9 protein-coding genes are annotated in these 11,106 nt (G+C 66.2%); 5 read left to right on the forward strand and 4 right to left on the reverse strand.

The window, feature by feature from the left end:
- Position 1: 1 nt before the first annotated feature.
- The gene (locus AB3147_RS11100) at positions 2-865 is read left to right on the forward strand and encodes an isocitrate lyase/PEP mutase family protein (protein ID WP_191578151.1); all 864 of its coding nucleotides are present in this window, start codon (positions 2-4) and stop codon (positions 863-865) included.
- A gap of 115 nt (positions 866-980) precedes the next feature.
- Here AB3147_RS11100 and AB3147_RS11105 read toward each other — a convergent pair whose 3' ends face one another.
- Positions 981-1,604: a chorismate--pyruvate lyase family protein gene (locus AB3147_RS11105; protein ID WP_175138961.1), complete on the reverse strand. Its 624-nt coding sequence runs from the start codon at positions 1,602-1,604 to the stop codon at positions 981-983.
- Positions 1,605-1,763: 159 nt separating this feature from the next.
- Here AB3147_RS11105 and AB3147_RS11110 point away from each other — a divergent pair, with 159 nt between their 5' ends.
- Positions 1,764-2,495, forward strand: a complete 732-nt coding sequence (locus tag AB3147_RS11110) for a pseudouridine synthase (RefSeq protein ID WP_175126076.1) — start codon at positions 1,764-1,766, stop codon at positions 2,493-2,495.
- Between the two features lie 201 nt (positions 2,496-2,696).
- On the opposite strand, the gene AB3147_RS11115 is transcribed toward AB3147_RS11110, so the two are convergent.
- Positions 2,697-3,608, reverse strand: a complete 912-nt coding sequence (locus tag AB3147_RS11115) for a LysR family transcriptional regulator (protein WP_191578150.1) — start codon at positions 3,606-3,608, stop codon at positions 2,697-2,699.
- A 349-nt stretch (positions 3,609-3,957) separates the two neighbouring features.
- Between AB3147_RS11115 and AB3147_RS11120 the strand changes: the two genes are divergently transcribed.
- Genes AB3147_RS11120 through adeC form a run of 3 tightly spaced genes read left to right on the forward strand, consistent with a single transcriptional unit; the run spans position 3,958 to position 9,822 of the window.
- A complete protein-coding gene (locus AB3147_RS11120) occupies positions 3,958-5,151 on the forward strand; it encodes an efflux RND transporter periplasmic adaptor subunit (RefSeq protein WP_175185213.1) in 1,194 nt (397 codons plus the stop codon).
- 13 nt (positions 5,152-5,164) lie between these two features.
- A complete protein-coding gene (locus AB3147_RS11125; protein ID WP_175126077.1) occupies positions 5,165-8,344 on the forward strand; it encodes an efflux RND transporter permease subunit in 3,180 nt (1,059 codons plus the stop codon).
- Complete coding sequence (gene adeC, locus AB3147_RS11130) at positions 8,344-9,822, forward strand: AdeC/AdeK/OprM family multidrug efflux complex outer membrane factor (RefSeq protein WP_367351958.1); 1,479 nt, start codon at positions 8,344-8,346, stop codon at positions 9,820-9,822. The genes AB3147_RS11125 and adeC overlap by 1 nt, the downstream gene beginning before the upstream one ends.
- A 125-nt stretch (positions 9,823-9,947) precedes the next feature.
- Here adeC and AB3147_RS11135 read toward each other — a convergent pair whose 3' ends face one another.
- Both AB3147_RS11135 and AB3147_RS11140 read right to left on the reverse strand, forming a co-directional pair.
- Positions 9,948-10,199, reverse strand: a complete 252-nt coding sequence (locus AB3147_RS11135; RefSeq protein WP_008158223.1) for a GlsB/YeaQ/YmgE family stress response membrane protein — start codon at positions 10,197-10,199, stop codon at positions 9,948-9,950.
- 112 nt (positions 10,200-10,311) lie between these two features.
- The gene (locus tag AB3147_RS11140; RefSeq protein ID WP_279975105.1) at positions 10,312-10,926 is read right to left on the reverse strand and encodes an SCO family protein; all 615 of its coding nucleotides are present in this window, start codon (positions 10,924-10,926) and stop codon (positions 10,312-10,314) included.
- Between the last annotated feature and the right edge of the window lie 180 nt (positions 10,927-11,106).

The following is an 11,106-nucleotide window of genomic DNA, read 5'->3' on the forward strand; positions in this document are numbered from 1 at the left end:
GATGCAAACACAGAACCTGAAAGCGCAATTGGCGGCCGGCACGGTGCTGGCCCCCGGCGTCTACGACGCTTTGTCGGCGCTGGTGGCCGAGCAGGCGGGCTTTACCGCGCTGTACCTGTCGGGCGCGTCCATCGCCTACACGCGGCTCGGCCGCTCGGACATCGGTCTGACCACGTACACCGAAGTCGAAGACACGCTGGCCCGCATCGCCGAACGCGTGTCGGCCGCGGTGATCGTGGACGCGGACACGGGCTTCGGCAACGCGCTGAACACCCAGCGCACTGTGCGTGGCTTCGAGCGCGCGGGCGCCGCGATGATCCAGCTTGAGGACCAGACCTTCCCCAAGCGCTGTGGCCACCTGGACGGCAAGAGTGTGATTCCCGCCGCTGAGATGTGCGGCAAGCTGCGCGCCGCCGTCGACGCGCGGGTCAACGCCTCTACGCTGATCCTGGCGCGCACGGACGCGCTGGCCTCCGAAGGCCTGGACGCGGCGCTGGACCGCGCCGAGGCCTATCTTGAAGCCGGCGCGGACGCGCTCTTCATCGAGGCGCTGCGCACGCCGGAACAGATGCGCGCGGCGTGCGACCGCTTCGCAGCGCGTGTGCCGCTGCTGGCGAACATGGTGGAGGGCGGCAAGACCCCGGTGCAGGACGCGGGTGCGCTTGCCGCAGCGGGATTTCGCATCGTCATCTTCCCGGGCGGCACGGCGCGCGCGGTCGCGCACACGCTGCAGGGCTACTACGGCAGCCTGCGCCAGCACGGCACGACGGGGCCGTGGAAGGACAGGATGCTGGATTTCGATGGATTGAATGACGTGATCGGCACGCCGGAACTGCTGGAGCAGGGGCGGCGGTACGAAGGCTGAACCCGCTGGCTGCGGGCAAGGTTCCGGTATCGGATTGGTGCGAGCGGGTGCGGCAGTAGCGGGTCGCCGCGTGGACTGAACGTCTACGCAACGGCCCGAATTCAGCAAGCCCGCCTTAACGCGGCGTGCGCTGGTGCGGCACGAGCGGCGGCACGGGCTGACCGGCGATCAAATCCCAGAAGTCCGGCAGGAAGCACTCGGCCACGAGCAGCGGCTGGCCCTGGCGCCAGAACACCGAGCGCCGCGCCCAGATCCGGCCGGCCTGCAGAGCGCGCGCCTCCGGCGGAAGAACGTCCGAGGCGGTGGCATGGAACGGCACGGGCGAGGCCAGGCGGCGGCACGCGAACGGCGACCGGATGACCGTGCTGTCGTGATACAGCATGTCGGCCAGCGGCCGGGTCAACAGGCGCCGCATCCCTTGCCAGGCGCCGTGCGACGCGGTCAGCGGCGTCAGGCTGCGTGCCGGCACGCTGTCCACGCCGTTCACGGACATCAACACCTCGCGGATCCACACCGGAGAGCCCGGCGCAATGCGCATCGCACGCGCCTCGTCAGCCGGCGCGCCGTCGGCGTACTCGGCCAACACCCGCAGACGCACCTGGCCGACCTGGCGGAGACCAGCGGTAAGCGCGCCCGGCCGGAACAGCCAGTGGCGTTGGGCGGGGGACAGAATGGCCGGGGCTTGCGCCAGCCAGCCAGCGGCGAGAGGGGGGCGATGGGCTGCGGGTTGCTTCGTCATGGCTGCGTATTATGCCAAGCCCTGCCCGAAGGCCGTCTGCGTCGCAATGCCGCAGGGCAGGGGACGCTGGCCGTTCCGCGCTGGACGGCCGCACCGGCCGACTGCACTGGTCCTCTGCACTGGAGATCCGCACCGGCCGACCCGCATACAATACCGCCCATGGAAAAAGTACGTATCTCCAAGCTCATGTCCGAGCGCGGACTCTGTTCCCGCCGCGAGGCGGACAGCTATATCGAGCGCGGCTGGGTCCGCGTCGACGGCGTCGTCGTGTCCGAATTGGGCGCGCGGGCCTATCCCGACCAGGAAATCACGCTGGAGCGCGCCGCGCATGCGCGCCAGACTTCCCGCGTCACCATCCTCATCAACAAGCCCGTGGGCTATGTCTCCGGCCAGGCCGAAAAAGGCTACACGCCGGCCGTCGCCCTGATCGATTCCCGCTCCCGCTTCGCCAACGACCGCGCCCCGCAGCGCTTCGAACGCGCGCACCTCGAAGGCCTGGCCGTCGCTGGCCGCCTGGACATCGATTCGCAAGGACTCCTCGTCCTCACGCAGGACGGCCGCGTCGCCAAGCAGCTGATCGGTGAAGACTCCACGGTCGACAAGGAATATCTGGTCCGCGTTCAGGGCGAGCTGTCCGACAACGGGCTGGCCCTGCTGAACCACGGACTATCGCTGGACGGCAAACCGCTCAAGCGCGCGCAGGTGCGCTGGCAGAACCACGATCAACTGCGTTTCGTGCTGCGCGAAGGCAAAAAACGCCAGATCCGCCGGATGTGCGAACTGGTGGGCCTGAAGGTAATCGGCCTGAAACGCGTACGCATCGGCCGTGTGGCGCTGGGCGATCTGCCGCTGGGCCAATGGCGTTACTTGCGCGACGACGAATCGTTCTGAGCCGGTGTCTGACACCCGCCGTCCACACCATCGTGAGACGGCCTCCAGCGCAGGTGTCTGGCACCCTGGTGAGCGCCCCTTCATCCTGAGTTGCCCTCCAGAGGGTGTCTGACACCGACAGCGAGACACCACTCGCAGCATTGGTCACCTGACTCGACAACACTTGTCGGCTGCCGAAGGATTTTTCAGTCTGTTTCGATCTCAGCGGGATTTCATGAAACCGGGCGTATCCTTCGCTTGCCAGTGGCTGCCCAGGCGCTCCATCAGGAATTCGATGAAGATCCGCGTTTTGGCGGGCAGCAGCCGCGTCTCCGTGACCGCATGCACCGGAAACGGTCCCAACTGCCAATCCGGCAGCACGCGCTGCAACTGGCCTGACTGCTGTTCCGACATCTGACCGCCCACCAGCACCGCAATGCCCGCGCCCAGCATGGCCAGGCGCCGGGCCATGGCGACGCCGTTGACGGAAAACCGGTTGCCCGGCGTGAACTCGATGTGCTGCTCGCCGTTCGTAAGCGGCCAGCGCGTCACGCGGCCGGCGCCTTCCGCGCGGAACTCGATGCACTCGTGCCGGGTCAGGTCGCTGGGATGCTTCGGTTCACCATGCTTTTCCAGGTAATCGCGCGAGGCATACAGGTAGGCAGGCAGCATGCCCAGCAGTCTTGCAATCTGGGTCGAATCAGGCAGGTCGCCGATTTCGATCGACACGTCGCAGGTCTGGAACACGCGAGACGCGTGGTCCGGGTTCGCGAGGTCCAGGAAAAACGTCACATCGGGATAGCGCCGGGAGAACTCCATGAACGACTCAGCCAGGAAATCCGTGCCGAAATCCGCGGGCATGTTGACCCGCAGCGGCCCGGTGGGCGTGTCGACCAGCTTCTGCAATTCTTCATGGGCGATCTGCGCTTCGGCCACGATGCGCTGGCAGCGTTCGAAATACAGTCGCCCGGCATCGGTCAGTTCCACCTTGCGCGTGGTGCGGCTGAGCAGCCGCAGCCCCACGGACCGCTCCAATTCGGCCACCTGGCGAGACAAGGTCGACTTGGGGACGCCCAGCGTTGCCGCAGCGCGGCTAAAACTGTGCGTTTTGGCGACCTCGACGAAGAGTTCCATTCCCTGTAGGCGTTTCATGGCGCGATTTTGTCACAGTGCGGATCGCACGATTGTCCCATAAATGGAATGATGTTTTCTCAACATGCCCCTTTGTTTCTAAAGCGGGATAACTCAGAATGCGAGTTCTGCAATGCAGCAATGCGATAAACGTCCAGCCTTGCGTGTTCTACGCGAATCCACCCAGGTCGAACGCCACGGACCGCGCCAAGACGGTCTGACGGGCTGATGTTCTTCGCAGAATCGCCCCAGGCAAAACGGCCTTTCACGGCTATCAGGCACGCGGCGCATGCGCGGCGTGGGGCTACCTTTATTGAAATCGGGAATGCAATCTATGAATAAGAAAAGCGCTATGTGGCGCGGTGCGGCCGTTGTCGCGCTGACGGCATCGGCCCTCACACTGGCCGCCTGCGGCAAGAAGCAAGAGGCGCCTCAGGGCGGCAAGCCGCAAGTGACGGTCGTCACATTGGCGACGCAGCCCGTTTCCCTGACTACCGAACTGCCCGGCCGCACCTCTGCGTTCCGCGTCGCCGAGGTCCGCCCGCAGGTCAACGGCATCGTCCAGAAGCGCCTCTTTACCGAGGGCGGCGAGGTCAAGGCGGGCGAACAGCTCTATCAGATCGATCCTGCCCTTTACCAAGCCAACGTCGACAGCCAGAAGGCCGCGCTGGCTCGCGCCCAGGCGCAGCAAAAGACCGCCGCCCTGCTGGCCGAGCGCTACAAGCCGCTGGTCGCCACCCGCGCGGTCAGCCAGCAGACCTACGACAACGCCGTCGCCTCGCGCGATCAGGCCGCCGCCGACGTGCTGTCGGCCAAGGCGGCGCTGGACACGGCCCGCATCAATCTCGTCTACACAAAGGTCTTGTCGCCGATCGACGGCATCATCGGCCGCTCGGCCGTGACCGAAGGCGCGCTCGTGACCGCCAACCAGACCAGCGCGCTTGCCGCGGTGCAGCAGATCGACCCCATCTACGTCGACGTCACGCAGTCCAGCGTGCAGCTCCTGCGCCTGCAGGACGCGCTGGCCACCGGCCAGCTCAAGAAGCTGGACGGCGAGCAGGCCGCGCAGGTCACGCTGACGCTGGAAGACGGCTCGCAATACAAAGAGTCCGGCAAGCTGCAGTTCTCCGAAGTGACCGTGGACCCGGGCACCGGCTCGATCACGCTGCGCGCCGTGTTCCCCAACCCCGACCGGCGCCTGTTGCCCGGCATGTTCGTGCGTGCGCGTCTGGCTGACGGCGTTGCCGCCGACGGCCTGCTGGTGCCGCAACGCGGCGTGACGCGCAATCAGCGCGGCCAGCCGACGGCGCTTGTCGTCAACGCCAAGAACCAGGTCGAACTGCGCGACCTGAAGACCGACCGCGCCATCGGCGACAAGTGGCTCGTCACCGACGGCCTGGCCGCCGGCGACCGCGTGATCGTGGAAGGCCTGCAGATGGTCCGCCCCGGCGTTGAAGTGGTTGCCACCGAAGCCGGCGCCAAGGCCCAGCCGCAAGCGGCCAATGCGCAGGGGGCCGCTGCCCCCGCCGCGCCGGCCAAGCAGTAATCAGGAGCCACGCATGGCAAAGTTTTTTATCGACAGGCCGGTTTTTGCCTGGGTGATCGCGATCGTGCTGATGCTGGCCGGCGCGCTGTCCATCCTGCAACTTCCGGTCGCCCAGTACCCCAACATCGCGCCGCCCGCCATTGGCATCGCGGTGACCTACCCGGGCGCGTCCGCGCAGACCGTGCAGGACACCGTGGTGCAGGTGATCGAGCAGCAGATGAACGGTCTTGATGGCCTGCAGTACATCTCGTCGGAAAGCAACTCCGACGGCAGCATGTCCATCACGCTGACCTTCAAGCAGGGCACCAACCCCGACACCGCGCAGGTGCAGGTCCAGAACAAGCTGGCGCTGGCGCAGCCGCTGTTGCCGCAGGAAGTGCAGCAGCAGGGCATCCGCGTCACCAAGGCCACGAAGAACTTCCTGATCGTGGCCGGCTTCGTGTCCACCGACGGCACGATGACCAAGGACGACCTGGCCGATTACGTCGCGTCGTACGTCCAGGATCCCATCAGCCGTACGCAGGGCGTGGGCGACTTCCAGCTCTTCGGCTCGCAGTACGCGATGCGGATCTGGCTGGACCCAGCCAAGCTCGTCAACTACGGGCTGACCACGGTCGACGTCACCACCGCCATCAAGGAACAGAACGTCCAGGTCTCGTCCGGGCAATTGGGCGGCCTGCCGTCCGTGCGCGGCCAGCAGCTCAACGCCACCATCATCGGACCGTCGCGCCTGCAGACGGCCGAGGACTTCGGCCAGATCCTGCTGAAGGTCAACTCCGACGGTTCGCAGGTGCGCCTGCGTGATGTCTCGCGCATCGAACTGGGCGGCCAGACCTACGCCATCGACAGCTTCTACAACGGCAACCCTGCCTCGGGCCTGGCCATCAAGCTGGCGCCGGGCGCCAACGCGCTGGACACGGCGCAGGCGGTGCGCGACACCATCAACAACCTCAAGCCGTATTTCCCGCCGGGCATGGACGTCGTCTATCCGTACGACACGACGCCGTTCGTCAGCCTGTCGATCCATGAAGTGTTCAAGACGCTGGTTGAAGCCATCATCCTGGTGTTCCTGGTGATGTATCTCTTCCTGCAGAACTTCCGCGCCACCATCATTCCCACGCTGGCCGTGCCGGTGGTGCTGTTGGGCACGTTCGGCGTGCTGGCGGCGTTCGGCTATTCCATCAACACCTTGACGATGTTCGGCATGGTGCTGGCCATCGGCCTGCTCGTCGACGACGCCATCGTGGTGGTCGAAAACGTCGAGCGGGTGATGGCCGAAGAGGGGCTCACGCCCAAGCAGGCGACACGCAAATCCATGAGCCAGATCACCGGCGCCCTGATCGGCATCGCGATGGTGCTGGCGGCCGTGTTCGTGCCGATGGCGTTCTTCGGCGGCTCCACGGGCGTGATCTACCGTCAGTTCTCGATCACGATCGTGTCCTCGATGGTGCTGTCCGTGATCGTCGCCATCGTGTTCACGCCGGCGCTTTGCGCGACGCTGCTCAAGCCCATTCCGAAGGGCCATCACGGCGCCAAGAAGGGCTTTTTCGGCTGGTTCAACCGCACGTTCGAGCGCAGCAGCAACGGTTACGCCAATACCGTCGCCCGCGGCCTGAACCGCACTAAGCGCCTGATGGTCGTCTACCTGGCGCTGGTCATCGCGATGGGCTGGATGTTCACCCGCATCCCGACCGCGTTCCTGCCGGCCGAAGACCAGGGCATCCTGTTCGCCCAGATCCAGACGCCGGCCGGCGCCACCGCTGAAGCCACCAAGGCCGTCATCGACGACGCCACCAAGTACCTGCTGACCGAAGAAAAGGACGCCGTCACCTCGGTGTTCGCGGTCAACGGCTTCAACTTCGGCGGCCGCGGCCAGAACGCGTCCATCCTGTTCATCAAGCTGCGGGACTGGGAAGAACGCGGCGATGCCAGCCTGAAGGCGGCCGCCGTGGCGGGACGCGCCAACGCGCACTTCGCCAAGACGGAACGCCGCGCGCAACTGTTCGTCGTGCCGCCGCCTTCCGTCATGGAACTGGGCAACGTCACCGGCTTTGACTTCCAGCTGATGGACCGCGCTGGCGTGGGCCACGAGAAGCTGCTTGCCGCGCGCAACCAGTTGCTGGGCGAGGCCGCTCAAAGCCCGGTGCTGGCGGGCGTGCGTCCCAACGGCATCGAAGACGCGCCGCAGTACCAGCTGGACATCGACCGCGAAAAGGCCCGCGCCCTGGGCGTGGCCGTGTCGGACATCAACAGCACGCTCGCCACCGCATGGGGTTCGTCGTACGTCAACGACTTCATCGACCGCGGCCGCGTGAAGAAGGTGTTTGCGCAGGGCGAGGCATCCTCGCGCATGCTGCCGGAAGACCTGAACAAATGGTACGTGCGCAACAAGGATGGCGACATGGTCCCGTTCTCGGCGTTCTCCAGCGCAACGTGGAGCTTCGGCCCGCAGAAGCTGAACCGCTACAACGGTGTGCCGTCGTACAACATCCAGGGCCAGGCGGCGCCGGGCTACAGCTCGGGCGCAGCCATGGAAGAAATGGAACGCCTGGCGGCCAAGTTGCCGGTCGGCGTCGGTTTCGAATGGACCGGCCTGTCGTTCGAAGAACGCCTGTCCGGCGCCCAGGCGCCCGCGCTGTACGCGATCTCGCTCATCGTGGTGTTCCTGTGCCTGGCGGCGCTCTATGAAAGCTGGACCATTCCGTCCGCGGTCATGCTGGTGGTGCCGCTGGGGATCATCGGCGCGCTGCTGGCGACGCTGCTGCGTGGTCTGTCCAACGACGTGTTCTTCCAGGTGGGTCTCTTGACGACAATCGGGCTGGCGGCCAAAAACGCCATCCTGATCGTGGAGTTCGCCAAGGAGCACTATGAAGCGGGCGCCAGCCTGACCGAGTCGGCCATTCACGCCGCCCGTCAGCGTCTGCGTCCCATCCTGATGACGTCCCTGGCGTTCATCCTGGGCGTGACCCCGCTGGCGATTTCCAGCGGCGCGGGCTCGGGCAGCCAGAACGCCATCGGCACGGGCGTGATCGGCGGCATGCTGACCGGCACGTTCCTGGCCATCTTCTTCGTCCCGGCCTTCTTCGTCATCATGCTGCGCGTGTTCAAGGTCAAGCGCATGAGCGAAAACGTCGACAAGCACGACACCAGCGCCAAGGGGCCGCACGACGTGCCGGCGGAGGGTCAACCGTAATGAAACTCCAGATGAGAACCTTGCTGTCTGTATCTCTGGCGGCGGCCCTGGCGGGCTGCTCGCTGGCCCCCACGTACGAGCGTCCTGACGCGCCCATCGAGGCCGCGTATCCCACGGGCGCCGCCTACAACGCGGCCCAGGCGGCCGCGCCGGGCGGCATGGCCGTGGCCGACATCGGCTGGCGCGACTTCTTCGGCGATCCGCTGCTGCAACAGCTGATCGAGCAGTCGCTCGTCAACAACCGCGACCTGCGGGTGGCGGCGCTGAACGTCGAGGCCGCGCGCGCGCAGTACCGCATCCAGCGCGCCGACCTGGCGCCCAGCATCGGCGTGGCGGGGCAGGGCTCTGCCCAGCGCACGCCGGCCGACCTGTCGCCCAGCGGCCAGGCCACCACCAGCCACAGCTATCAGGTGGGCGCTGCCATGTCCGCCTGGGAACTGGACCTCTTTGGCCGCATCCGCAGCCTGAGCGATCAGGCGCTGGAATCCTACCTGGCGCTGGACGAAACGCGCACGGCGACGCAGCTCACGCTGATCGCCGAGGTGGCGAATGCTTACCTGACGCTGCGCGCGGACCAGGAGCTGCTCAGCCTGACGCGCGACACGCTCAAGAGCCAGGAAGATTCCTACAACCTGACCAAGCAGAGCTACGACCAGGGCCTGTCCACGGCGCTGGACCTGAGCCAGGCCGAAGTCTCGCTGCGCACCGCCCAACGCAACCTGTCGCAATACACGCGCCAGGCCGCGCAGGACCGCAATGCGCTCGTGCTGCTGGTCGGTCAGCCGCTGTCGCCGCAGATGGCTACGGCGCTGGACAACGCAGTCAAACTGGACGACAGCATGCTGCCGACCACGCTGCCCGCCGGCCTGCCGTCCGACCTGCTGACCCGCCGCCCGGACATCCGCGCGGCAGAGCATCAGCTCAAGGGCGCCAACGCCAACATCGGCGCGGCGCGTGCGGCATTCTTCCCGACCATCAGCCTTACGGGTTCGGCCGGCACCGCCAGCGCCAGCCTGGGCGGCCTGTTCGACGGTGGTTCGGGGGCGTGGAGCTTCGTGCCCCAGATCACCGTGCCGATCTTCGCGGGCGGCTCGCTGCTGGCGGGGCTGGACCTGGCCAAGGTGCAGAAGAACATCCAGGTGGCCCAGTACGAGAAGTCGATCCAGACGGGTTTCCGCGAAGTCGCGGATGCGCTGGCCGGCCGCGGCACGCTGGACGAGCAGATCCAGGCCCAACGCCTGCTGGTGGACGCCAATCAGCGCGCGTATGACGCGTCGGAGCAACGTTTCCGGCAGGGCATCGACGACTACCTGAGCGTGCTGGATTCGCAGCGCTCGCTCTATACCTCGCAGCAGGCGCTGGTCGACACGCGCCTGGCGCGTCTGACCAATCTGGTCACGCTGTACAAGGTGCTGGGCGGCGGGTGGACGGAACGCACGGCGGCGGCGCCTGCCGCGCCGGTCACGCCGGCGGGCTGACGCTACCAGGGGCGGCGCGCTGGGCGCCGCTTATGGGCTGCTTAAGGGCCATTCCGGGCGCCTGCAATGCAAAACGGGCCGATCTCGCGATCGGCCCGTTTTTCTTTGCGTGCAGGACGCAGACGTCAGGTGCGCTTCTTGGCGATCAGGCCCACCACGAACAGCACGATGATCGCGCCGACGACGGATCCGATCCAGCCAGCGGGTTCGCCGGGCTGGTACCACCCCAGCGACTGGCCCAGGAAGCCGGCCACGACGGCGCCGATGATGCCCAGAATGGTGGTCATGATGATCCCCATGTTCTGGTCCCCGGGCATGATGGCGCGGGCGATCAGACCCACGATGAACCCGACGATGATCATGATGATGATGCTCATGCGCGTACTCCTTACTAGGGAAAAGGGGGCGAAGTGGATTGATGATACCCACGGATACCCGCACCCCGTACGCCACCGTTGTAACAACTGGTGTGCGGACCGGCGCGCCGCGTCAGGAGGTCAGGTCGATGAGCTGGCGCACGTCCTTGGTCAGCGTCTCGATGCTGTCGGTGTCTGAGGCCAGCAGGCGCGCCTTGCCGTCTCTGTCGAAGATGTACACGCCGCGGCTGTGCGTCACCTCGTACATGTCGGCGTCGTCTCCGGGCCGTGGCTTTTCGATCTGGTAGGCCACGCGATAGCGGCGCGCCAGGTCAGCCACTTGCCGTTCGTTGCCCGTTACGCCAATGGCGTTGTTGTTGAAGGCGTTGACGTAGGCCTGCAGGATGTCCGGCGTGTCGCGGTGCGGGTCCACGCTGACGAACAGGATGCGCACGTCCTTGGCCTTGTCACCCAGGTTCTGCAGCACCGCGGTCAGCTGCGCCATGGTCGTCGGGCAGATGTCCGGGCAACTGGCGTAGCCAAAAAACAGCAGCACCGTCTTGCCCTTCAGGTCGTCGCTGCTGACCGTCTTGCCGCCCGCGCCGGGCAGCGAGAACTTCAGGTCGGGCAGGTGGCCCTTGACGTTGTAAAGCGTCCAGTCCACGTTCCTGTCGCCGCAGGCGGCAAGAAACACACACAAGCTCAACAGCAGTCCGCGAAAGAAGCGGCCGGTAATCAGGTGTCGCATGGGTCCAGTAGCCGGAAGGGGGTAAACCTTTCGGATTCTACCTGCAGGATCTGAGGAGAGTGGCATACGGCCGCCATGCCTTGTGCGCGCGCAAGCCCGGAGCAAAAAAAACGGCCCGCGCGATGGCGGGCCGTTTTGGCAGGTGCGGCGTGCGACAGGCGTCAGGTGTCTGACACCGCC

The sequence above is a fragment of the Achromobacter animicus genome, assembly GCF_040775605.1.
Lineage (GTDB): Bacteria > Pseudomonadota > Gammaproteobacteria > Burkholderiales > Burkholderiaceae_B > Achromobacter > Achromobacter animicus.